The sequence below is a fragment of the Pectobacterium cacticida genome, from assembly GCF_036885195.1.
GTDB lineage: Bacteria > Pseudomonadota > Gammaproteobacteria > Enterobacterales > Enterobacteriaceae > Pectobacterium > Pectobacterium cacticida.
The window spans coordinates 903,974-926,036 of sequence record NZ_CP133656.1; the positions used below are offsets into that span (position 1 = coordinate 903,974).

The window sequence follows — 22,063 nt, forward strand, 5'->3', positions numbered from 1 at the left end:
TCGGTGGCCGTTTTGTGATCTATATTGCAGTACGTAATTAAATCATTGTACTACAATCCACTTAAAGTTTATGAACAATAGTTGTGAATTGTGCGGTGATCTTGCGACGCATAGGCGCGATACAAATAAAATACTCGGCAACGTTTCCCTTTTATCTTTCGTGGAGCATCTATGAGTAGCCAAGAGTTGAGCAAAACCGATCGCATTATTCTCGAGATAGGGCAGCAAATCGTCAGTGGTAAATATGCCCCCGGGTCTGCACTGCCAGCGGAAACCGAGCTGTGTGAAGAGTTCCAGACGTCACGGAACATCATTCGTGAAGTGCTTCGCTCGTTGATGTCGAAGCGGCTGGTGGAAATAAAACGCTATCGCGGTGCCTTTGTGGCTTTACGTAATCAATGGAATTACCTGGATACGGATGTTCTGCAGTGGTCGTTGGCGAATGATTATGACCCCCGACTGATCTCGGCGATGAGCGAGGTACGTAATCTGGTTGAACCGGTCGTTGCCCGTTGGGCTGCGGAAAGAGCGACCTCCAGTGAATTGGCCTTTATTGAAAAGGCGCTGAACGACATGATCGCTTATCACCAAAATCGTGACGCGTTCAATGAGGCTGACATCCGTTTTCATGAAGCGGTACTGGCATCGGTGCATAACCCGGTGCTGCAACAACTCAGTGTAGCGATAAGTTCCTTGCAGCGTGCCGTATTTGAACGGACCTATATGGCCGATAAAGCCAACATGCCGCGCACATTGCAGGAACATCAGGATTTGTATGATGCAATACGGCATCAGAACGTAGATGCAGCAGAACATGCGGCATTGACAATGATCGCCAGCTCGACCAAAAGGCTGAAGGATATTACATGAGAGAAAGTTATATCGCCATTGACTGGGGCTCGACCAACTTGCGCGCCTGGCTCTACCTGAACGGTGAGTGTACTGACTACCTAGAGTCAGAAGCGGGGGTGACCCGACTCAATGGCCGTACACCCAAACAGGTTTTCCGCGACACACTTTTGCCATGGCAAACTCATCAGGTACCGGTTCTGATGGCAGGAATGGTTGGCAGCAACGCAGGATGGATGACAGTACCTTATCTGCCTTGCCCTACGCGGCTGACTGATTTGTCCAAACAGTTAACGCGGGTTGAGCAGGCCGCGCCGTTCTACGCGTGGATTATTCCCGGTCTGAGTGTGATCAACGAGGGTAATTGCAATGTCATTCGCGGTGAAGAAACACAGTTAATCGGTGCTTATACAGAATGTCCGGCTTCACTGTATTTGATGCCGGGCACGCACAGTAAATGGGTGCAGATTGATGGCAGCGTGATTGTTGATTTTCGCACCGTCATGACCGGCGAACTCCACCATTTGCTGATGCACCATTCGCTGATTGGTATCGGTCTGACGGAGCAACAGGCAAATCCGGCAGTATTTCAGCAAGGGCTGGAGAGGGGTTTCCAGGAAACCAACATTATTCGCAGCCTTTTTGAGGTCCGTGCAGCGCATGTATTAGGGCAATTGGATAAAAGCGCCGTCAGTGAATGGCTATCAGGGGTATTAATCGGCAATGAAGTGGCGCAAATGCAGCAGCAATACTGCGCCACTGGCGATAAACCCATCACCTTGATTGGTAGTCCAAAATTGACCGCGCGTTATCAGCAAGCATTGAAGTTTGCCGGGCTGACCTGGCAAACACTGGAAGGTAACCGCGCCTTCCAAACTGGTATAAGGATTATTATCAATGAGTTGGAATACTAATCTTCCGTTGATCGCCATTCTGCGTGGCATTACGCCACCAGAGGTTCAGACGCATGTGGCAGCATTGTTAGAGGCAGGTTTTGATGCAGTGGAGATCCCACTCAACTCTCCTGACTGGCAGCGCAGCATCAGTGAAACGGTGAAGGCGTTTGGGCATCGTGCGCTGATTGGTGCCGGTACGGTGTTGCAACCTGCGCAAGTTGATGAACTGAATGCAATGGGCAGCCGTCTGGTGGTCACCCCCAATATTCAGCCGGAAGTGATTCGCCGAGCGGTGGGATATGGCATGACCGTTTGCCCTGGCTGCGCGACGGCGACGGAAGCCTTCGCTGCGTTGGATGCGGGCGCTCAGGCGCTGAAAGTCTTCCCTTCCAACTCATTTGGACCGGATTACATCAAAGCGTTGAAAGCCGTGCTACCGCCAGAAATTCCGGTTTTTGCGGTGGGTGGTATCACGCCTGCTAATTTACATCTCTATCTTAATGCCGGCTGTATCGGTGCCGGGTTAGGAAGCGATCTCTACCGTGCCGGACAATCAGTTGAACGTACGGCACAGCAAGCCAACTCGTTTGTTAAAGCCTATAAGGAATCGACCCGATGAAAGTGACTAAACTAACCACATACCGGCTACCGCCACGCTGGATGTTCCTGAAAATAGAAACGGATGAAGGCATTGTCGGTTGGGGAGAGCCGGTTGTTGAAGGCCGTGCCCGCAGTGTTGAGGCCGCTGTGCATGAGCTGTCTGAATATGTGATCGGGCAGGATCCGGCGCGAATCAATGACATTTGGCAGACGCTCTATCGTGGTGGATTTTATCGCGGTGGTCCGATTCTAATGAGCGCGATTTCCGGCATCGATCAGGCTCTGTGGGACATTAAGGGCAAAGCCCTGGGGGTTCCTGTCTATCAACTGCTCGGTGGTTTGGTTCGCGATAAGATCAAAGCCTACAGTTGGGTTGGCGGCGACCGTCCAGCGGATGTGATTGAAGGCATTAAAAAGTTGAAAGGCATTGGTTTTGATACCTTTAAACTTAATGGTTGCGAAGAGATGGGCTTGATAGACAACTCACGCAACGTTGACGCCGCCGTCGCCGTCGTGGCGCAAATACGTGAGGCATTCGGTAACAGCATTGAGTTCGGACTCGACTTCCACGGCCGCGTCAATGCACCTATGGCGAAGATCCTGATTAAAGAGCTCGAACCTTACCGTCCGCTATTTATCGAAGAACCGGTACTGGCTGAGCAGGCCGAATATTATCCTCGCTTGGCCGCGCAAACGCATATTCCCATTGCGGCTGGTGAACGCATGTTCTCGCGCTTTGAGTTCAAACGCGTATTGGCCAACGGGGGTTTAGCCATTATCCAACCGGATCTGTCCCACGCGGGTGGGATCACAGAATGCTTCAAAATTGCGGCGATGTCAGAGTCTTACGATATTTCGCTGGCACCGCACTGCCCATTGGGGCCGCTCGCATTGGCTTCTTGCCTGCATCTGGATTTTGTGGCGCGTAACGCGGTATTCCAAGAACAGAGTATGGGTATCCATTATAATAAGGGTGCCGAATTATTGGATTATGTCGTTAATAAAGACGATTTTACCATGACCGATGGTTATTTCTATCCGCTGAATAAACCCGGATTGGGTGTTGAAATTAATGAAGCGTTGGTGATTGAATGCAGTAAGAACGCACCTGATTGGCGCAACCCAATTTGGCGTCATGAAGACGGTGCCGTAGCCGAATGGTAACCCATCCTATATAGGTTAAATAAAAGGAATATACAGTAAGAATATATCAATAAAGTCATTAATAAAATATCGATTATCCGTATTTGCTTTTGAATCCACACGGTGTGGAATGGCCATCTTATGCCATGACACTAGGGTTAGACTCATTAAGGTGACAATAATGAACATCGATCCGTGCTCTACAACACTCAGTAAATTAAATGCAAAAATAATACCCTTTATTATTATTTGCTACTTTGTTGCCAATTTGGATAAAACCAATATATCCGTTGCGGCACTGCAAATGAATGCCGATTTGGGCCTGTCTGCCAGTATGTATGGCCTGGGGGTAGGGATGTTCTATATCTCCTACATCATTTTTGAAATACCCAGTAACGTCATTATGACGCGGGTTGGTGCACGTATCTGGATTGCGCGCATCATGATTACCTGGGGGATTGTCAGCACCGGGATGTCATTGATCCATACGCCGACACAACTGTACGTGATGCGCTTTTTGCTGGGTATGGCGGAAGCTGGGTTTACACCGGGGATTATCTACTATATCTCCTGCTGGTTTCCCAAGAGCAACCGAGCCCGTGCCATGTCGTTCTTCTATATGGGCTCGGTGCTGGCGTCAGTGATTGGATTACCCATTTCCGGCAGTATTCTCAATATGCACGGTATTGCCGATATCGCGGGCTGGCGCTGGCTGTTTGCGATGGAAGGTATCCCGGCCATTATTCTCGGCTGTCTGGTACTGTTATGCCTGCCGGATACGCCAAACCATGCCTCCTGGCTGAGTGCGGACGAGAAAAAGTGGCTGAACACGACGTTAGAACAAGAGAAGGGGAGCGCAGACGTAGGGAAACATCACTCATGGGCCAGTGCCCTCAGGAACAAAGTGGTATTGCTATTGAGTCTGGTGTGGTTCTTGCAGGCATTTTGCTCAATTGGTATTACGCTCTTCCTGCCATTAATTATTAAAAGTGTGGCTACCGCACAGAGCAATTTTGTTATTAGCGTTTTGTCGGCCATTCCTTTTGCTTTTGCCGCTCTGTTTATGTACGTGAATGGACGTCATTCGGATCTGACCAAAGAGCGCTCACTGCATCTGGGCGTGCCGTTAATTATTTCCGGCTTACTGCTGGCCGCGTCGATATACACCAGTAATCTCTTTATTGCCTATATTATGCTGGTATTGACCGTTGGTTTTAACTTCGCACTGACCCCAATATTCTGGGCGGTAACGACTGAAAAATTAGCGGGTGTCGCTGCAGCGGCTTCTATCGCTTTCATTAATGCTATTGCCAACTTTGCCGGTCTGGGATTGCCGCCATTGCTGGGAAAAATTAAGGACGTCACCGGCAGTTTCCATTATGGTTTATTGATCATTGCTACGGCATTGGTTATCGGCGGCATCGTCGGTATCTATGTCGGTCGCCCGTCCAAAATAATGGCGAGAACATCGTCAGAATCATCGTTATCGCAACACTAAGGTCTCATTATGAAGAATACTGCGGTTAAACAGAAAGTATTGAAACAGGCATCGCTGCCAGATCTGTTGAATGAACAACTGAACGCGCTATACGATGTGTATGAATACAACGACATGGCCGCCGGGGAGTTTGACCGGTTGGCCGCAGAGTTTCGTGTCGTAATCACCAACGGCGAAGCCGTGGTTAGTCGCGAATTTATGGCGCAGCTACCTAACCTTGAACTTATCAGCGATTTTGGTGTGGGCTATGACGGTATTGATGTTGCCGCAGCAAGAGAGCGTGGGATCGCCGTGACCCATACCCCCGGCGTATTGACGGATGATGTTGCCGACCTGGCCATAGGGTTGATGCTGGCAACGTCACGCCAGATCCCCGGAGCACAACGCTTTATCGAACAAGGGGGATGGCAGAAGGGCGGTTACCCGTGGACCCGTAAAGTTTCAGGGGCGCGGTTAGGCATTATTGGCATGGGGCGTATTGGGCGGACTATCGCCAAACGCGCTGCTGCATTTGATATGTCGATCGCCTATACGGATCGCGCCGCACTTGCCGACATGGATCACACCTTCCATGCAACATTGCTATCGCTGGCCGAGGCGAGTGATTTTCTGGTGGTCTGTACCAACGGAGGTGCTGAAACCCGCGGCCTCGTTAACCGCGATGTATTGAATGCTCTGGGCGCGGAAGGCATTCTGATTAATATTTCCCGTGGATCGGTAGTTGATGAGCGGGCGCTGATTGAAGCCATCGAAGAGGGGACACTCGGGGGAGCCGGTCTGGATGTTTTCACCGACGAACCGCACGTCCCGCACGCATTGTTACACCGGGCAAATGTGGTGGTCACACCGCATATGGCCAGTGCTACCTGGGCGACGCGCAAAGAGATGTCGCGTCTGGTGCTGGAAAATGTCAACGCCTATTTTGCTGGCGAGCCGTTGGTTACACCGATTCCGTAGTAATCGAGTGAAGATGTATTCTGCCTTTAAATCAAAGCGTGGCGTTAAGCCGCGCTTCACCGAAATCTTCAATATCCTCCCACCCATCGCAGCCCGCAATAACAGCACACAAGGTTAAAAACAAAATATCGATAAGCGAGTCGGTAATCTTTGCCGACTGACGCGGTTCTTGAATATTGGAGAAATAGTGCGTGAACGAATCAAAACTCATGGAATGTGCCTGATAAACCACTATCAGATCATAAACATCACTTCAAATCAATCATCCAGGCTTGTACAAAATATGTTCGTGATCTTGCCCTGCATCAGTACAACTGGCAGCAACGTCCCTTGTTATCGATAAAAGATGCTGTCGCTCCGGTTGCGCAGGCTGCGGTGCAGGCCGTTGTTATGGCGCTACAGGGCATGAGCGGTAGTCTGGATATACTTGATGGCGAAAAGGGATTTTGGCGCATGATCGGCTCAGACCGGTTCGCTCAGGAAATTCTTACGCATTCTCTTGGCAGCCGCTGGTATGTGGATTATGGCAGTTTAAAAACTATCCAACCTGTCGCTGGGTTATCAAACGCGGTGGATTACGAAATGGCGACGTAAAGGCGTAATTAGGTGGGAATAATTTCAGGGAAAGAGCAGAAGGGACAAAGTCATGCTAAACCCCCACTCACTATTAAAAATGGCGGTAAAAAGGTAAAATAGTAAAACTACGATCGTTATTAAATGATATTTATTGCTTTTTATTGAAGATTATTCAGGAGTTATCATGCAACAGCTACCCCATTGTCCGAAATGCAGTTCCGAATACACGTGGCAGGATGGTGAAATGTTTAACTGCCCTGAATGTGGGAATGAGTGGTCTCTGGCAGACAATATAGCGGAGCAGGAAGATGGGCTAGTGGTCAAAGACGCTAATGGTAACCTACTGGCGGACGGTGATACGGTGACGGTGATTAAAGATTTGAAAGTAAAGGGAAGTTCAACGCCGCTGAAAATCGGCACCCGCGTGAAAGGTATTCGTCTGGTGGAAGGCGATCATAATATTGACTGTAAGATCGACGGTTTCGGCCCGATGAAACTGAAATCCGAGTTTGTGAAGAAAAACTGATTCGTAACGCTGATAGGCGCGGCTTTGTCGGTCATCGGCGCGTCGCTTTTTTTCCTCTCTGGCTGGTTTTTTCACGCCAGACAATCCTTTACCATAGCAGGTACTCATTTCTAACCTGCTATAGGGATATCTAATGCGCCATTCGGTTCGCTTGCTTCCTGTGCTCGTTTTACTTTCGGCCTGTAGTAGTCAGCCAGCGCCCCCTCCCGCAGAAACGCCTTCGGGCAACCCTTTTAAGGGCGGCGGTTTTCTGCTGGAGCCCGCACATCGGGCGCATCCCCTAGGCGGCGATTTTGCGGCTAACCCTGCCGCTGCGCAGTTTATCGACAAAATGGTGCGGGAGCACGGTTTCGACCGTCAGCAATTGCATGACGTACTGGCGCAGGCGAAAAGTCTGGATTGGGTGATCCGCCTGATGGACCGGCAAGCCCCGACGTCGCGTCCGCCTTCCGGGCCGAACGGTGCCTGGAATCGTTACCGCAATAAGTTTATTACGCCAGATAATGTGCAGAATGGCGTTGCGTTCTGGAATCAATATCAGGATGCATTACAGCGCGCCCATAATATCTATGGAGTTCCACCTGAAATCATCGTCGGCATCATTGGCGTTGAAACACGGTGGGGCAGGGTGATGGGGAAAACGCGCATTATTGATGCGTTGGCAACGCTGGCGTTTAATTATCCGCGTCGTGCCGAGTATTTTTCGGGCGAACTGGAAACGTTTCTGCTGATGGCGCGCAACGAAGGAAACGATCCGCTTAGTCTGCGCGGCTCTTATGCTGGCGCAATGGGTTATGGTCAATTTATGCCCTCATCCTTTAAGCATTATGCTGTTGACTTTGATGGCGACGGTCATGTCAATTTGTGGGATCCGGTGGATGCGATAGGTAGCGTGGCTAACTACTTTAAAGCGCACGGCTGGGTTGCCGGAGCACCCGTGGCGGTGCAGGCAAATGGTCAGGCTCCACAGTTGGCCCAGGGTTTTACTACCCGCTATTCACTGGCGGAACTTAAGGCCGCAGGCTTGACGCCGCAGCAATCGCTGGCGGGATATCGTGAAGCCAGTCTGCTAAGGCTGGATGTCGGTACGGGCTATCAGTATTGGTTCGGGCTGCCGAACTTCTACACCATTACACGTTACAACCGCAGCACACATTATGCCATGGCCGTATGGCAGCTCGGTGAAGCTGTCAGCCGCGCACGGTCAGGACTGGCAATGTAGCCGAAATAACTTGGCTAACTGTGCGCCCATCGGGGATAGCAGGGTGTCTTTACGCTGAATCAAATAAAAGTGAGCCTTGGGTAAGGGAGTATCTAACTCCAGAACCCGAAGGCGTCCACCCAATATCGGATCCTCGGCGATGTCGCGTGACATAATGCTGATAAAGTCGGTGCGCGCGACCAGGCTCATCGTTGATAGCAGGGTTTCGCAGGTCACGCTGACATGCGGCTGTCGGGGGAGCGTGTTGAACAGATCAAATAGCCGAGTGTAATAGCTACCGCGCGGCGTGGGTAGTACCCATTCATAGTCCATCAAATCATCTAGTTCATGTGCCTTGCGTAGCGGGTGGTCGTTCCTAACCACAATGCAGTATTCTTTTTCCATAAGTTTTTCATATAACAGTTCGTTATCATAGGATGAACCCGAATAGGTATTGATGGTGAAATCCAGCTTACCCTGACGTAGCTCGGCGATCATCGCCACGAGTTGCCCCTCTGTAATGCGCAGTTTGACGCGCGGGTAGAGACGATGAAACCGGTTAATGATATCCGGCATCACGGTATTTACGACGCTAGCGCCAACACCGATGTTTACCCGGCCTGACGCCTGTCCAAGCCGTTGCTGTATGTCTTCACGGGCGACGCGAAGCTCTTCCATCACCAGACTGGCATGATGAAAATAGGCTTCGCCACAGTCGGTTAGCACCACTCCCTGACGGTGACGTAAGAACAGTCGTGTGCCCAGGCAATTCTCTAGTTCCTGAATTGCTTTGGTCAGCGCAGGCTGTGATAGCGATAGATGACGTGCGGCGGCGCGGATGCTGCCATGCCGCGCCACTTCGACAAACGACTGTAATTGATGCAATTTCACATTCTGCGCCATATTGGTTCCACCTCACTCCCTTAATGATAACTATCATTTATCACTAAAAACATCTTGTCATCTTATCCACGATGGTGAGGTTGTGTACATTTTTTTCATTCAAGCTATTTTCTCATCGCTGCCGACGGTGATGAAGAATGCCGCTCCTATAGCGCAGCACAACCCAGTAATAGAGGTAACGTCATGTCAGCAGAGACTCTTTATGCTCATTTAGCGCAGTGCGTGCAGCAATTTTCCCAGCAATGGCGTACCACACGCCGTGATTTACACAAATTTGCCGAATCAGGCTGGGTTGAATTCCGTACCGCGACGCTCGTGGCTGAACAACTGCATCAATTGGGTTATCACCTGACATTAGGACGTGACGCCATTCGGGCAGAATCGCGTATGGGGTTGCCGCCTGAGAGCGTGCTACTGGCACAAGAACAGCGAGCACGGGATCAAGGGGCGTTAGAACAATGGTTACCCTATTTTTCCGGCGGTTTTACCGGGCTGGTGGCGACGTTGGACACGGGACGCAAAGGCCCGGTCATCGGTTATCGTGTGGATATGGATGCCTTGGATCTCAATGAATGTCTCGCGGACGAGCACCGTCCTTTTCGCGACGGTTTCGCATCGTGCAATCCAGGGATGATGCACGCCTGTGGGCATGATGGTCATACGACTATCGGATTGGGATTGGCGCAGGTGCTGATGGCAATGCGCGACCAACTGTGCGGCACGATCAAAATTGTTTTTCAACCCGCGGAAGAGGGGACGCGCGGAGGGAAATCGATGGCCGATGCCGGTGTCGTGGACGACGTAGATTACTTTACCGCGATCCATATTGGTACGGGTGTGCCGCGCGGGCACATCGTGTGCGGCAATGACACCTTTATGGCGACCACTAAGCTGGATGTCACCTATCGTGGAGTGGCGGCCCACTCAGGCGGGCGCCCGGAAGAGGGGCGCAATGCGCTATTGGCTGCCGCGCAGGCCGCGCTGGGGCTACATGCCATCCCGCGTCATAGCGCGGGCAGTTCTCGCATTAATGTCGGTGTGCTACAGGCTGGCACAGGGCGCAACGTGGTGCCTTCACTCGCCACGATGAAGGTGGAAACGCGTGGCGCGACTAATGCGGTTAACGAATTTGTTTATCAACAAGCCTTAAAGGTCATCGAAGGCGCGGCGGTGATGCACGACGTCGAGGTGGATATTGCATTGATGGGCGCGGCGCAAAGCAGTAAACCGAGTCCTGAATGGGTGGCGTTTATTCACCGCCAGGCCGAACAGGTTCAGGGAATAACGCAGGTTATCGATAGTCAGACGGACGCCGCCGGCTCTGAAGATGCCACCTATCTGATGGAACGCGTTAAGGCCTGTGGGGGGTTAGCTTCTTATGTGGTGTTTGGCACGGAGCTGAGTGCGGGGCACCACAACGAAAAATTTGATTTTGACGAAAGCGTAATGGATGTCGCGGTCACGACGCTGGCATTGCTAGCACTCAATATCAATGAGTTCGAGAGATAAATGCAAATAGCGTGGGTCACTTCACCCTGTTTGCCACGCGCGGTTCAATGCTGGCTACTCCGGTAAAGCCGGGGGCTGGCAGCATCATATTGCGGCATCGTGTGAAATCCAGGTCGATATTCACGCCAAGTTAATACGTAAAAAGATAAGACATTTAATTTGCTTTTCAGGCAAAGGTGGCGCTGCGTCGTTCCCGTCGCGCACCCTATAAAAACATTATCGATAACCTCTTATAAAATGAGTACAGGGGAAAAACCATGAGTACGACAGCGGGAAGTGAGCAAATGCCACCTGGCGGATTATTCAAGTGGATTGAACGGGTGGGTAATAAGATTCCCAACCCCTTTCTACTTTTTATCTATTTGATCGCGGTACTGATGATGGCGAGCGCGCTATTCTCCTGGCTGGGATTAAGTGCAACCAACCCTGCTAACGGCGAGGTGGTACGCGTAAAAAATCTACTCAGCGTGGAAGCGCTTCAGTGGATGTTACCGAATGTGATCAAGAACTTCAGTGGGTTTGCCCCGCTGGGTGCTATTTTGGCTTTAGTACTCGGCGCGGGACTGGCGGAGCGAGTGGGGCTGCTACAGGCATTGATGTATAAGATGGCCTCGTATGTCAGTGCCCGCTATGCCAGCTATATGGTGCTGTTTATCGCCTTTTTTAGCCATATTTCCTCCGATGCCGCTCTGGTCGTGATGCCGCCGTTGGGCGCATTGATATTCCTCGCCGTAGGGCGTCACCCGGTCGCGGGGCTGCTGGCGGCCATTGCTGGCGTAGGATCGGGTTTTACCGCGAATATGTTGATCGTGACAACGGATGTCCTCTTATCCGGCCTGAGTACCGAAGCGGCGAAGGTGATCGATCCCGCTGTGCATGTCAGTGTGGTAGATAACTGGTTCTTTATGTCGGCCTCTGTGGTGTTACTGACGGTGGTTGGGGCGCTGTTAACCGATAAGTTTATCGAGCCCCGTTTGCCGCCTTATAAGGGGGAATATAATGCTGCGCTCTCGGTGCTTACACCGGAGCAGAATCGTGGCCTGCGCGCCAGCGGTATTGCTGCGTTAGTGTTTCTCGCACTGGTGGCGCTATTGGTCGTGCCGGAATGGGGGCCGCTGCGCGATCCGGTGTTGCATACCGTCATGCCGTCGCCTTTTATTCGCGGGATCGTGCCCTTAATCATCTTGTTCTTCTTTGCGGTATCCATTCCCTACGGGATCGTAACTAAACAGATAAAAACGCAAAACGATCTGCCGCAACTCATGATCGATCCGATGAAGGGAATGGCAGGTTTTATCGTGATGGTTTTTCCGCTTTCCCAGTTTGTGGCATTCTTCAACTGGAGCAATATGGGTAAATTTATTGCTATTGGTTTGACGGATCTACTGGAAGCAATCGGTATGACGGGGATGCCCGCATTTATCGGGTTGATTTTCCTGTCCGCGTTTCTCTGCATGTTTATCGCCAGCGGCTCGGCAATTTGGTCGATATTAGCGCCGATTTTTGTTCCGATGTTTATGCTATTGGGATTTCATCCCGCCTTTGCGCAGATCGTCTTCCGCGTGGCGGATTCTTCCGTGATCCCCCTCGCGCCGGTATCGCCGTTTTTACCGCTGTTCTTGTCATTTTTACAGCGTTATAACAAAGAGGCTAAACTCGGGACTTATTATTCACTGGTGATCCCTTATCCCATCGTGTTCTTTACCGCTTGGTTACTGCTGCTTATCGTGTGGTATTTATTAGGCCTGCCGATTGGCCCAGGCGTTTATCCACATCTTCCATCATAGCGCCAGCATCGTCCGTCAGCGCGCTAACCGGTGTGCTGACGGCGGTTTATCAGGTGCGCCGTAAAACCCCGTCCTTTGGGGCGGGGAGGATGTCAATGAAACTCCACCCTGTTCCTTCCTTTTTCTTTAGCCTGATAGAGTGCGGCGTCTGCGGCTCCGTAAAGCGCATCGAAACAGGTGTTTTGTGGCGCCCAACTGACGCCGAAGCTAGCGGTAACGCGTCGTTGTGGTAATACGCTGAGCGGTATCTTATTAAGATCCTGATGGAGGCGGTTGGCAAGCGCGACGGCCTGTATGAGCGTATGCTCTTCCAGCAGAATGGTGAACTCTTCGCCGCCGACGCGGCCAATGCTGCTTGTGGTATTCATGATACGCTGCACGCGTGATACCAGATCGCAGATGACAGCGTCGCCAGTAGGATGACCGTAGGTATCGTTCACCTGCTTAAAATGATCGATATCCAGCACGATAATCGCTGCCGAATTGCGTCCCAGGGCGAGGTTTATGCGTTCAATAATCGCGCCACGGTTATACACACCAGTCAGAGGATCGTGATTAGCCTTGTACTCCAGCTCGACCGCCAATTGATTGAGTTGAGCGTTGAGGCGGTTCAGCTCTTTTTCCGCGCGATCGCTGCGTGAAATCAAGCGGTACGATTCTCGCACTAAGCGTTGATAATGGTCGGTTAGTGCCAGCAACGTGTCGCGATAGACTTCTGCCGGCCTTTCTTGTTGATTAGCGATGTTACGCGCAGCAAGCAGAATATCGTATTCCGGTGTAAACAGATCAATTGAGCTCATGGTCATCACTTATAATCATGCTGTGAAAGGTCAGCGCCGGGAAATCGATGTGAAGCTCTTCACCAAATTCTTCCGCAATGTCGTCGTCTTTGTCGTAATACCAATATAAGGCAATTGGTAGTGACAATTCAGCCGCCTGGTTAAGCAGGTTAAATAAACTAAATAGCATCTTGGTGCTGGAACTATTGAAGTAAATCAAGGAAACATGAATTTCGACGTTTGGCAACGTCTCTTCCGGCATCATCGATTCAGCATAGCTCGACAACGCCTGTAAATAGGCCTCAATTTCGGTAAGCAATGGACGGTAAAACGCGGCTGCATTCTCGGGATAAGATTCGCCCGAAAGATAAAGACGGTGTGAGTCAAACTGAAAATCAACGGTCGGGGTACAGGATGTCCCCGCAATATGGAGGTTATTTGGGGTTATTATGGTGTTCATATCAAAGGATTGCCTTCAGGTAGAACGTAGATAGTCCCGTCGCGGCATCGGTTCGGAACGCAAACTGGAGAGGCTCACTGGCATCGCGCGCTACGGTTAACAGCCCCATATCCGCGCCCTTGCTTGATGACGGGCTTTCCTCGCGCAGGGAGACTTTGTAAGCGAACCGAATTTCATCTAACGTCATCACACGTAGTGGCTCAAGACGTCCTCGTAGCGTTTCAACATCATCGGGGTGTACTGGATTTGCGCATGACAAGAAGTATTTGCCATTTTCGTAACCCAGACATACGGAGCCATGGCGTACCTCGGTGGGATTGTCGAGCGCGGTTAACGGTATAGCGGAATAGCGTGTAATGTTCTGCACCATTTCGACGAAGGTGGAAAACAATCGGCGGCGGAGATTCGCTGGAAGCTGCTTTTTTTCTAACTGTAGCCGCATGGTTTCGGCCAGTGAACTAATAATATTCTGTGAAAAATAGCCGACGTAATATAACGCGATGTCGGGTTGGTGCGAGGGTGGAAAGTACTCGGTATAGTTGATCGTTGGCATCATTCTCTCTACCTGGTTAAATAACAGTCGAACAATGTCGGAAGCCCCAAAATGTCAAATCATCTCGCCGGGTCTGATCGCCCTGATAGATTTTATGTACCGAGAGGAGCTGATTGGCGAGCTCACTCATCGGCTGATTTTGATAGTGGCGGAGATGTTCCTCTAACCGGCGTTTACCAAACATAATCCTACGTTCTCCGCCGATTTGATCTGTCAATCCATCCGTGGTGGTGAAAAATATATCGTTGTCCTGTATGGGCAGTTCATAACTTGACCACTGGTAATCATAAGGCGTTTCGGTATAGCCGATCCCCATACGATCGCACTGGAGAGGCATGAGTTGCCCGGTGTTGCGTTGCAGCATGAATGCTGGCATCCTCGCTCCGGAAAACGTCAGCGTGTTGCGCGTCATGTCATAAAACACCATCATGGCATCGCAGCCGTCGTTAGAGATCGAGAGCTGATCGGCTTCACTGCGCTGCCCGAGAGTGTCTTTAATGTGGCGGTTGATCGCTTGTAATAACTGTGCTGGCAGCATCGGCCCACACTGAGTGAGCGACTGTTCCAGTGCCGAAGAAAAAATCAAGGTCATGAAGGCGCCGGGCACGCCATGTCCTGTACAGTCGGCGACGACAGCGAGCCAGCCATGTGGATAGGTTTTGAATGCATAATAATCGCCGCCGACACAGTCTCGAGGCTCCCAGGCTAAACACCAGTCGGTAAGTGTTTGCGACATAGTCTGCGTTGACGCCGTCAGCATCGCGGCCTGAATGACGCTAGCGTATTCGATGCTCTGCATAATCTGTTGATGTTGGCGCAGATGCATATCAGAGACGGCTTTGATGAGATCAATGCCTAATCCTATACCAATATAACGCCCATTTTCGGTGATCATGAAACCGTCCGTCAGGGATTTATCACCGGTAATGACGGTTTGATTCGCCACATCATGTAATGGCGCTAGCGCATCGACAATCAGCGGATTTTTATCCATAAATGCGATGCAGCTCTTTTTGTCATACAGTTCACGATAAAAAGGACGTGACATCTGCGAAAGAAAAATGTGGCGGTTGATTAAGCCGAAAGGACGCCCTTCTTCCACAACTGGTAGGCTGACCCACTCTTTATTTTGATTAAACAACTGCAAAACGGTGGCATTGTCGGCATCAGGAGAAACATTGGGCAGAGGTATGCACAGATCTCGCGCTATCGGCGTACCCCGGATGTGTGATCTGGTATGGGTGATGGGTGAAGAAACCATGGTTAATATATGGGCAAATTTATTTTTAAGTAAAAATATCTAACCTTGATGAACAAATGATGACAACTGCCGTCACGCTTTAAGGTGCGGGGATTACGATCTTCTTACTGTCTGCGCCAGCAATAATTCGGCAGACCGCACTTAGAAAAATGCGGTCTGCCGTCGTTGATGCGCCAGAACCCCAGAGGGGAACGCGTTTAGCGGTAGATGGTGATAAGCGAATTACAGCCGTTTAATGTTTGAACGGCTGACCTTACAGTTTTTGGTGTCCCATTTTTCGCCATGTTTAGGGGATTCGCCCTGACCTTTTTGTACGCCAGTGAACTCTTCGCACACCTTAGGTTTACCCGGTTTATAGTCCTTAATGCGCAGGCTGCGAATTTCAGCAACATCGCCAAAGTTACGGTTCACGCCAGCGATGCTGTCGATGGTGCCGTCTACGGTAGCGCTGATGATGGTGAGGTTACGCGGGCCGCCATTATTGGTGCAATTACCACAGGATCGCCACAGCTTGCCGTGTTGACCCGTCAGCGTGAAGTTGCCTTGTACGATGGTGAGGCTGTTTTTCGAATTATGTTGCAGTACTTTATCCGGCTTGCCGCCAGGGCCGTTAGTCGTGTTGTGGGCAATGCCGCCGACGATGGTCATGGTTTTACCGTTGTTGGTCGCCGCGTCTTCACAGATATCTTCCCAGACAACATTCTCAATACGGCAATTGCCTGATTTACAGTGGATTCCGTCGGAACCGCCCTTTGCTGAGATACGCAGGTTCTTAATATTGGCATTTTCCAGTGTGATAACCGGAGGTTGCTTATCGCTGTCGCCTTTACAACTCAGGCCCAGCGTTTTGCCGCCGCAATCAACCGTTTTATTTTTAATGACCGCGCCAGCCTTACATTCAGAGCTGGCAGCTTTAAGTGAAGCGGCACGTAACGATACCGGTTCCAGCTCCGGATTGGTCGGCGCAGCGTTAGACTTCAAGACGCGGTTATTAGTGCTAACGGTATCGACCCAATACCAATAGTCCGACTTCGGATTAGCGGTTACATCCATAAATGTTCTGTCGGTGGCATTGAGTTCGGCAATCTTCTGGCTAGTAGCCGGGTTGTTATTGTTGCTGCGATACACATCCTGGCGCACCACATTGCCAGCATCGGTAGACCAGCTTAAATAGGTGGCATTATCTTTTTTCAGTAGCATCAGCATGGTGTCGTCAGCCTGCACCTGAAAAGAAAAAGCAGCAGTACATAAAAATATCGGCGTTAAATACTTAAACATAGGTTTTCCTTGTAAGTTAAACAGATATTTTTCTCTTTATTCTTTTGACCAAAATAAAGAGTGTGTTCTGGCGCATCAAAGGAAGTATATCGTGAGAATAAAAGAATGAATCATAAATTGGCGGAATTATTGAGATCGATCAGGTTATTAAAATAAAAATATTGACTGTGTCCATTAATGTTATGTTTTCTTATTGTATTATTATTTAATTATTAATCGTGAATTGATATGACTGCATATATTATCATGATTAATAATGAATATTAATGGCATAAGAATTGTATCATTTATATTTTTATTTCATGCGCGATGATGTTCTGTTGTTACGTTATGTTGATGCGCCATTTACTTTTTTGATGGTATTTTAATCGCGCATAAAATGTAGTGTCTTTTTCTAAAAAGACATGTTTATGTAAATGGAATTTTTATTAATCTACATATGCATGTGCGACAATTTTTCGTTTCTATAAAGGCGCTTCATCTTTCTTATTCTTCTGCGAAGTAGGAGATGGAGGCGTTGTTCCTTTACGTCACGGTAAAATTGCGGATGTCTATAAGGTAAGGTTTGACATGGAATATCTATCAGGTAAGCGAGTTTTTTCATTCTCCGTAGGGCTTATTGGTCTATTTAGCGCATCAGCATTTGCCTCGGATTCCCGGACGGTAACGGAGCCGAAAGCTCCGGCTACCTGCGCCGTGGTTAAAGCCGGTAGCGACACGGCCACCGGGGCCATTCAAAAAGCTCTGAATAATTGCAGTCAAGGAAAAGCGGTAAGATTGAGCGCGGGAAGTTCGTCCATTTTCCTCAGTGGCCCGCTCACGCTGCCTTCGGGGGTGAGTCTGCTGATTGATAACGGCGTCACGCTACGCGCGATCAATAATGCCAAGGCGTTTGAAAATGCCCCCTCATCCTGTGGTGTCGTCGATAAAAATGGTAAAGGTTGTTATGCGTTTATCACCGCGACAAGCACGACAGGTAGCGGTATTTACGGGCCGGGCACCATTGATGGTCAAGGTGGTGTAAAGCTTCAGGATAAAAAGGTGAGCTGGTGGGATTTAGCCGCCGACGCCAAAGTGAAGAAGTTAAAGCAAAATACGCCCAGATTGATTCAGATTAATAAGAGCAAAAATTTCACGTTATATAACGTCTCGCTAATTAACTCGCCAAATTTCCACGTCGTATTTAGCGATGGTGATGGTTTTACCGCCTGGAAAACGACGATAAACACGCCGTCCAATGCCAGAAATACCGATGGCATCGATCCGATGTCGTCAAAGAATGTCACTATTGCCCACAGTAAAATTTCGACGGGTGATGATAACGTGGCGATCAAAGCGTACAAAGGACGTCCTGAAACACGCAATATTTCTATTCTGCATAACGAATTCGGGACGGGGCACGGGATGTCGATCGGCAGTGAAACGATGGGCGTTTACAATGTGACCGTTGATGATTTGACGATGAACGGCACCACGAATGGGTTGCGCATTAAAAGTGATAAGTCTGCTGCCGGGGTGGTAAATGGCATTCGGTATAACCATGTTGTCATGAAGAATGTGAAGAAACCCATTGTGATTGATACCGTGTATGAGAAAAAATCAGGAAATAATGTTCCCGACTGGAGCGACATTACGTTTAACGATGTGACATCGCAAACCAAAGGCGTGGTGGTGCTCAACGGCGAAAATGCGAAAAAGCCGATAGTCGTCACAATGAAAAATGTTAATCTGACCCGCGACACTACATGGCAGATCAACAACGTCAAGGTTAATAAGTAACATAGTTAGACTCTGGCTTTATTTATAATAGCGCGAGAATCTTCAGGGTTTTCGCGCTAAGTGTTTTGTTTCCTCCGAGAAGTCACTTCCCTCTTTACCGATTTTATCGGTATGATTCAGCCACGACAAAGTAAGCAATCACCCCATCATTTTAGCTAGCCGACATCATTTGAATGGTGGATGCGCCGATGTGCATATCGTCAGAAGTATGATGGGGCGGGTGATACAGAAAATAAGGATCCGTCATTATATGACACAGCCCATTTTTATCGTTGGTGCCAGAGGTTGTGGAAAAACCACTGTTGGACATCAACTGGCGCAGACATTGGGGTATGACTTTGTCGATACCGACCAGTTTATGCAGCAGACGACCCATATGACAGTGGCTGATATTGTTGCACAGGAAGGGTGGCATGGGTTCCGCCAGCGCGAAAGTCTGGTGCTACAGCAGGTTACTGCCAGCCGTAGCATTATCGCAACAGGCGGCGGTATGGTGCTTGCGGAAGCGAATCGGCGTTTTATGCATGATAATGGCATCGTGATTTATCTCCATGCTGGGGCAGAACTGTTGGCTCAGCGTTTGGAGGAAAACCCTCAGGATCACCAGCGTCCCACATTGACCGGCCGCCCCATCGCAGAGGAAATGGCCGAGGTGCTGGCCGCGCGTGAGGCGCTTTATCGCGGCGTCGCACATCATGTCATTGATGCGTCGCAGACGCCGGAAGCAATTGTGGCTAGCGTGCTAAACGCGTTACGCCTGTCGGCTGCGTAAGTAAAGGATAACCAGATAAGCTAAACCCACGTGAGTTGACGTCCGAATTGCGCATTTTTAAGGAATAAATCGTGACAGCGGCTCTGGTCTCCTTTTAATATGAATTTTCTACGTTTTTTGACGACAGGTGCCGCAGCTATGCTGAATGTGAATGAGTATTTTGCAGGGAAAGTGAAGTCAATCGGTTTTGAAGGCGACGGCATTGGCCGCGCGAGTATTGGCGTGATGGAGGCGGGAGAATACACGTTTGGAACCGGGCAGCCGGAAGAGATGACGGTGATCACCGGGGCGTTACAAGTGCTGTTACCTGGATCGCCAGACTGGCAGGTTTTCGCCCCCGGCGAAACGTTTTTTGTTCCAGGGAAAAGCGAATTTAATTTACGGGTAGTGGAGCCAACCGCCTACCTGTGCAAATATTTGTAACCTCTCTTTTTCTCTTACTCTACGTAAAGTGGTTTTTTCGTTATCGCGGAATGCCACTTTTATTTCCTCGTTATTTCCCAAACCCGTGAGCGGTCACCTTATCTTCTATTAATAGAATGGCTTATTCGTTATGTTAATACATTGCTATGATGTGGTTGATTAATAGTACAATGAATAAAGCGGTTTTTATTAAGAATTATCCCTGACTTGTTAATGCCCAGTAAATAATGTACCTTGTTAATAATATTTTGTTATATCTGAAAAGTTTTTCCCACCTAATATTTTTATTATCTTGGTATTAAATTCTGGATTGATCGACTAATTGTGAAATTTGTGACTTTATTTTAACTATGAACCAGTTAAATATAGTAATTAATTTGTCGCTTTTCGGGATGAACGGCATCTGAAGCGGCTCGCGATGCTCAAGTTTTATTTTGTTACGCCGTTATGAAGAGTATGGACACTCTATATAAAGAGTCTTTTTTATGCTGAAAACAACGCGTTCCCGCATTCTTGCGGCCTGTTCGATCATTGTTGTATTTTCCCTAGTTATTAATACTTTTTTAAATTACACCATAGCGAATAATACCAATAAGGAAGCTATCCAGAATACGCTGGATGCCGTAGCGATAAGCCACAGTATCGCGGTTAGCGACTGGGTGGCGTCTAAAACGCAGATGATTGCCGCGCTGCACGATCGCGCCATAAAGGATGAGGATCCGATCCCATTATTTAAGCAGATTGCGGCATCCGGCGGTTTTATTAATGTTTACATGGGTTACGCCAATGGGACAGCCAAATTTTCTGAGCCTGAGGGTATTCCGAACGATTATAACCCGACCATCAGACCTTGGTATCAGCAGGCCGTTAAAGAAGGTAAGCCTTTAGTGACGGAGCCTTATATTGATGCGGGGACGCATAAGCTGGTGGTTTCCTTTGCTGCTCCTGTGCTGGACGGCACGACGGTGAAAGGCGTTGTCGGCGGCGATGTCACGATGGAAAGCGTGATTGAAAACGTTAAAGCGATCAAACCGAGCCCAAGCAGTTTCGGCGTATTGCTTGATCGTAACGGAACGATCATCGCACATCCAGATGAAAATCTGACGCTGAAAAATATTACCGAGATTGCTCCCAATATTAATCTGGATGAGGCGCTCTCAGCCAGCAACGCCCAAGAGGTTGATTTTTCCGGTTCGGCTAAACTGGTGCTGGCAAAGCCGATTACGGGAACGAACTGGTTCATGCTGGTCGTGGTTGATAAAACTGAGGCGACAGCGGGAATGCGTTCCCTACTGTCTACCTCGGTCATTACGCTGGTTTCTATCGCGCTGCTGGGGACGTTGGTGATTGGCTTTATTATTACGTCAGCGCTCAAACGATTGTTACAAATTCGTGATGCGATGGATGATATTAGCAATGGTAATAACGATCTGACCCAGCGTTTACCGGATGAAGGGCATGATGAGGTCGCCCAGATTGCCCGTTCCTTTAATATTTTTGTCGATAAGATCAGCCAGGTCATCATGCAAATCCGCGACATCAGCGCCTCGCTTCAGATGGCGGCGGATGAGATTTCAGCGGGGAATAACGATCTCTCAGCGCGTACTGAGTCTGCGGCGTCGAGCATCCAGCAAACGGCGGCCTCTCTGGAAGAAATTTCTGCCGCAGTGACGCAGTCGGCTGGGTCGGCGCAGCAAGTTAACGCCAAAGCGCTACTGCTGTCGCAAGATGCCGGGACGGGAGGGCAGGTTGTCTCCGACGTCATTGTCACGATGGAAGATATCGTCGTCGCATCTGGAAAAATCGGGGATATCATTGGCGTGATCGATGGCATAGCATTTCAGACTAACATTTTAGCGCTTAACGCAGCGGTAGAGGCGGCGCGGGCAGGCGAGCAGGGCCGGGGCTTCGCCGTTGTTGCGGGAGAGGTGCGTAATCTGGCACAACGTAGCGCGCAGGCAGCGAAAGAAATTAAAGAGCTGATTGAGGCAACGGTTTCAAGTGTGACATCCGGATCGGTGCAAGTACGCCAGGCAAGTGACAAGATGAATGAAATTGTCGGTGGCGTTTCCACGGTGAGCACGGTGATGTCTGAAATCACACATGCGGCGGATGAGCAAATGCGCGGCATCAATGAGATCAATAAGGCGGTCGCGCAATTAGATTCGATGGTGCAACAAAACGCCGCACTGGTACAAGAATCGGCGGCCGCGTCGGGGGCATTGCAGTCCCAAGCCGAAGAATTGAATGCCGTAGTTGGCGCGTTCCGAGTCTAAGTTCCGCTGCCGTATCGGTATGAGCCCGCATCCCGTT

Annotated in this window: 21 protein-coding genes and 1 pseudogene; 15 read left to right on the forward strand and 7 right to left on the reverse strand. The window is 49.6% G+C overall.

From position 1 onward, the window contains the following. Positions 1 to 171: 171 nt before the first annotated feature. The 6 genes from dgoR to RFN81_RS04300 all read left to right on the forward strand — a co-directional run bounded on the left by dgoR (position 172) and on the right by RFN81_RS04300 (position 5,943). Complete coding sequence (dgoR, locus tag RFN81_RS04275) at positions 172 to 870, forward strand: D-galactonate utilization transcriptional regulator DgoR (RefSeq protein ID WP_264497935.1); 699 nt, start codon at positions 172 to 174, stop codon at positions 868 to 870. Continuing rightward, positions 867 to 1,763, forward strand: coding sequence for a 2-dehydro-3-deoxygalactonokinase (locus RFN81_RS04280; protein WP_264497936.1), 897 nt, complete (start codon positions 867 to 869; stop codon positions 1,761 to 1,763). Before dgoR ends, RFN81_RS04280 begins: the two co-directional genes overlap by 4 nt. Then, positions 1,747 to 2,364, forward strand: a complete 618-nt coding sequence (locus RFN81_RS04285; protein ID WP_264497937.1) for a 2-dehydro-3-deoxy-6-phosphogalactonate aldolase — start codon at positions 1,747 to 1,749, stop codon at positions 2,362 to 2,364. The genes RFN81_RS04280 and RFN81_RS04285 overlap by 17 nt, the downstream gene beginning before the upstream one ends. Next, the gene (gene dgoD, locus RFN81_RS04290) at positions 2,361 to 3,509 is read left to right on the forward strand and encodes a galactonate dehydratase (protein ID WP_264497938.1); all 1,149 of its coding nucleotides are present in this window, start codon (positions 2,361 to 2,363) and stop codon (positions 3,507 to 3,509) included. The genes RFN81_RS04285 and dgoD overlap by 4 nt, the downstream gene beginning before the upstream one ends. A gap of 160 nt (positions 3,510 to 3,669) precedes the next feature. After that, the gene (locus tag RFN81_RS04295; RefSeq protein ID WP_264497939.1) at positions 3,670 to 4,986 is read left to right on the forward strand and encodes an MFS transporter; all 1,317 of its coding nucleotides are present in this window, start codon (positions 3,670 to 3,672) and stop codon (positions 4,984 to 4,986) included. A 9-nt stretch (positions 4,987 to 4,995) separates the two neighbouring features. Then, positions 4,996 to 5,943: a 2-hydroxyacid dehydrogenase gene (locus tag RFN81_RS04300; RefSeq protein WP_264497940.1), complete on the forward strand. Its 948-nt coding sequence runs from the start codon at positions 4,996 to 4,998 to the stop codon at positions 5,941 to 5,943. 46 nt (positions 5,944 to 5,989) lie between these two features. On the opposite strand, the pseudogene RFN81_RS04305 reads toward RFN81_RS04300, so the two are convergent. Then, positions 5,990 to 6,154, reverse strand: a pseudogene (locus RFN81_RS04305) (transposase family protein); the annotation flags it as partial. Positions 6,155 to 6,159: 5 nt separating this feature from the next. On the opposite strand from RFN81_RS04305, the gene RFN81_RS04310 reads away from it, so the two are divergent. The 3 genes from RFN81_RS04310 (at position 6,160) to mltB (ending at position 8,267) form a co-directional block, all read left to right on the forward strand. Further along, positions 6,160 to 6,537 (forward strand): hypothetical protein, encoded by a 378-nt coding sequence (locus RFN81_RS04310; RefSeq protein ID WP_264497941.1) that lies wholly within the window; start codon positions 6,160 to 6,162, stop codon positions 6,535 to 6,537. A gap of 166 nt (positions 6,538 to 6,703) precedes the next feature. After that, positions 6,704 to 7,045 carry a zinc ribbon domain-containing protein YjdM gene (locus tag RFN81_RS04315; RefSeq protein WP_264497942.1) on the forward strand — a complete coding sequence of 114 codons (342 nt, stop codon included), beginning with the start codon at positions 6,704 to 6,706 and terminating at the stop codon, positions 7,043 to 7,045. Positions 7,046 to 7,178: 133 nt separating this feature from the next. Then, complete coding sequence (mltB, locus tag RFN81_RS04320; RefSeq protein ID WP_264497943.1) at positions 7,179 to 8,267, forward strand: lytic murein transglycosylase B; 1,089 nt, start codon at positions 7,179 to 7,181, stop codon at positions 8,265 to 8,267. Here the strand turns inward: mltB and RFN81_RS04325 are convergent. After that, positions 8,250 to 9,149, reverse strand: coding sequence for a LysR family transcriptional regulator (locus RFN81_RS04325; RefSeq protein ID WP_264497944.1), 900 nt, complete (start codon positions 9,147 to 9,149; stop codon positions 8,250 to 8,252). The genes mltB and RFN81_RS04325 overlap by 18 nt on opposite strands. Before the next feature lie 183 nt (positions 9,150 to 9,332). Between RFN81_RS04325 and RFN81_RS04330 the strand changes: the two genes are divergently transcribed. Together RFN81_RS04330 and abgT are read left to right on the forward strand one after the other, a co-directional pair. Continuing rightward, entirely contained in the window at positions 9,333 to 10,658 is a 1,326-nt protein-coding gene (locus tag RFN81_RS04330) for a M20 family metallo-hydrolase (protein WP_264497945.1), read from the forward strand. A 257-nt stretch (positions 10,659 to 10,915) separates the two neighbouring features. Continuing rightward, complete coding sequence (abgT, locus tag RFN81_RS04335; RefSeq protein WP_264497946.1) at positions 10,916 to 12,445, forward strand: p-aminobenzoyl-glutamate transporter; 1,530 nt, start codon at positions 10,916 to 10,918, stop codon at positions 12,443 to 12,445. A gap of 92 nt (positions 12,446 to 12,537) precedes the next feature. Here abgT and RFN81_RS04340 read toward each other — a convergent pair whose 3' ends face one another. From RFN81_RS04340 to pelI, 5 genes are all read right to left on the reverse strand, one after another. Continuing rightward, entirely contained in the window at positions 12,538 to 13,245 is a 708-nt protein-coding gene (locus RFN81_RS04340; RefSeq protein ID WP_264497947.1) for a GGDEF domain-containing protein, read from the reverse strand. Beyond that, positions 13,232 to 13,684 carry a DUF1987 domain-containing protein gene (locus RFN81_RS04345; RefSeq protein WP_264497948.1) on the reverse strand — a complete coding sequence of 151 codons (453 nt, stop codon included), beginning with the start codon at positions 13,682 to 13,684 and terminating at the stop codon, positions 13,232 to 13,234. Before RFN81_RS04345 ends, RFN81_RS04340 begins: the two co-directional genes overlap by 14 nt. A gap of 1 nt (position 13,685) precedes the next feature. Then, positions 13,686 to 14,240, reverse strand: coding sequence for a SiaB family protein kinase (locus RFN81_RS04350; protein WP_264497949.1), 555 nt, complete (start codon positions 14,238 to 14,240; stop codon positions 13,686 to 13,688). Positions 14,241 to 14,253: 13 nt separating this feature from the next. Then, entirely contained in the window at positions 14,254 to 15,498 is a 1,245-nt protein-coding gene (locus RFN81_RS04355; protein ID WP_264497950.1) for a SpoIIE family protein phosphatase, read from the reverse strand. Between the two features lie 222 nt (positions 15,499 to 15,720). Next, on the reverse strand, positions 15,721 to 16,776 hold the full coding sequence (pelI, locus tag RFN81_RS04360) for a pectate lyase PelI (RefSeq protein WP_264497951.1): 1,056 nt from the start codon (positions 16,774 to 16,776) through the stop codon (positions 15,721 to 15,723). A 570-nt stretch (positions 16,777 to 17,346) separates the two neighbouring features. Between pelI and RFN81_RS04365 the strand changes: the two genes are divergently transcribed. The 4 genes from RFN81_RS04365 to RFN81_RS04380 all read left to right on the forward strand — a co-directional run bounded on the left by RFN81_RS04365 (position 17,347) and on the right by RFN81_RS04380 (position 22,026). Then, on the forward strand, positions 17,347 to 18,555 hold the full coding sequence (locus RFN81_RS04365) for a glycoside hydrolase family 28 protein (protein WP_264497952.1): 1,209 nt from the start codon (positions 17,347 to 17,349) through the stop codon (positions 18,553 to 18,555). A 250-nt stretch (positions 18,556 to 18,805) separates the two neighbouring features. Further along, positions 18,806 to 19,327, forward strand: coding sequence for a shikimate kinase AroL (aroL, locus tag RFN81_RS04370; protein WP_264497953.1), 522 nt, complete (start codon positions 18,806 to 18,808; stop codon positions 19,325 to 19,327). 138 nt (positions 19,328 to 19,465) lie between these two features. After that, entirely contained in the window at positions 19,466 to 19,750 is a 285-nt protein-coding gene (ppnP, locus tag RFN81_RS04375) for a pyrimidine/purine nucleoside phosphorylase (RefSeq protein ID WP_264497954.1), read from the forward strand. 485 nt (positions 19,751 to 20,235) lie between these two features. Beyond that, positions 20,236 to 22,026: a methyl-accepting chemotaxis protein gene (locus RFN81_RS04380; protein ID WP_264497955.1), complete on the forward strand. Its 1,791-nt coding sequence runs from the start codon at positions 20,236 to 20,238 to the stop codon at positions 22,024 to 22,026. Positions 22,027 to 22,063 lie beyond the last annotated feature (37 nt).

Excerpts from the sequence above, each read along its gene's own strand:
- abgT (WP_264497946.1), top strand. The coding sequence starts at position 10,916 with ATGAGTACGACAGCGGGAAGTGAGCAAATGCCACCTGGCGGATTATTC.
- RFN81_RS04380 (WP_264497955.1), top strand. The coding sequence starts at position 20,236 with ATGCTGAAAACAACGCGTTCCCGCATTCTTGCGGCCTGTTCGATCATT.
- RFN81_RS04300 (WP_264497940.1), top strand. The coding sequence starts at position 4,996 with ATGAAGAATACTGCGGTTAAACAGAAAGTATTGAAACAGGCATCGCTG.
- dgoD (WP_264497938.1), top strand. The coding sequence starts at position 2,361 with ATGAAAGTGACTAAACTAACCACATACCGGCTACCGCCACGCTGGATG.
- RFN81_RS04350 (WP_264497949.1), bottom strand. The coding sequence starts at position 14,240 with ATGATGCCAACGATCAACTATACCGAGTACTTTCCACCCTCGCACCAA.
- pelI (WP_264497951.1), bottom strand. The coding sequence starts at position 16,776 with ATGTTTAAGTATTTAACGCCGATATTTTTATGTACTGCTGCTTTTTCT.
- RFN81_RS04355 (WP_264497950.1), bottom strand. The coding sequence starts at position 15,498 with ATGGTTTCTTCACCCATCACCCATACCAGATCACACATCCGGGGTACG.
- RFN81_RS04280 (WP_264497936.1), top strand. The coding sequence starts at position 867 with ATGAGAGAAAGTTATATCGCCATTGACTGGGGCTCGACCAACTTGCGC.
- aroL (WP_264497953.1), top strand. The coding sequence starts at position 18,806 with ATGACACAGCCCATTTTTATCGTTGGTGCCAGAGGTTGTGGAAAAACC.
- RFN81_RS04365 (WP_264497952.1), top strand. The coding sequence starts at position 17,347 with ATGGAATATCTATCAGGTAAGCGAGTTTTTTCATTCTCCGTAGGGCTT.
- RFN81_RS04340 (WP_264497947.1), bottom strand. The coding sequence starts at position 13,245 with ATGAGCTCAATTGATCTGTTTACACCGGAATACGATATTCTGCTTGCT.
- RFN81_RS04285 (WP_264497937.1), top strand. The coding sequence starts at position 1,747 with ATGAGTTGGAATACTAATCTTCCGTTGATCGCCATTCTGCGTGGCATT.
- RFN81_RS04325 (WP_264497944.1), bottom strand. The coding sequence starts at position 9,149 with ATGGCGCAGAATGTGAAATTGCATCAATTACAGTCGTTTGTCGAAGTG.
- dgoR (WP_264497935.1), top strand. The coding sequence starts at position 172 with ATGAGTAGCCAAGAGTTGAGCAAAACCGATCGCATTATTCTCGAGATA.
- mltB (WP_264497943.1), top strand. The coding sequence starts at position 7,179 with ATGCGCCATTCGGTTCGCTTGCTTCCTGTGCTCGTTTTACTTTCGGCC.
- ppnP (WP_264497954.1), top strand. The coding sequence starts at position 19,466 with ATGCTGAATGTGAATGAGTATTTTGCAGGGAAAGTGAAGTCAATCGGT.
- RFN81_RS04330 (WP_264497945.1), top strand. The coding sequence starts at position 9,333 with ATGTCAGCAGAGACTCTTTATGCTCATTTAGCGCAGTGCGTGCAGCAA.
- RFN81_RS04345 (WP_264497948.1), bottom strand. The coding sequence starts at position 13,684 with ATGAACACCATAATAACCCCAAATAACCTCCATATTGCGGGGACATCC.
- RFN81_RS04295 (WP_264497939.1), top strand. The coding sequence starts at position 3,670 with ATGAACATCGATCCGTGCTCTACAACACTCAGTAAATTAAATGCAAAA.
- RFN81_RS04315 (WP_264497942.1), top strand. The coding sequence starts at position 6,704 with ATGCAACAGCTACCCCATTGTCCGAAATGCAGTTCCGAATACACGTGG.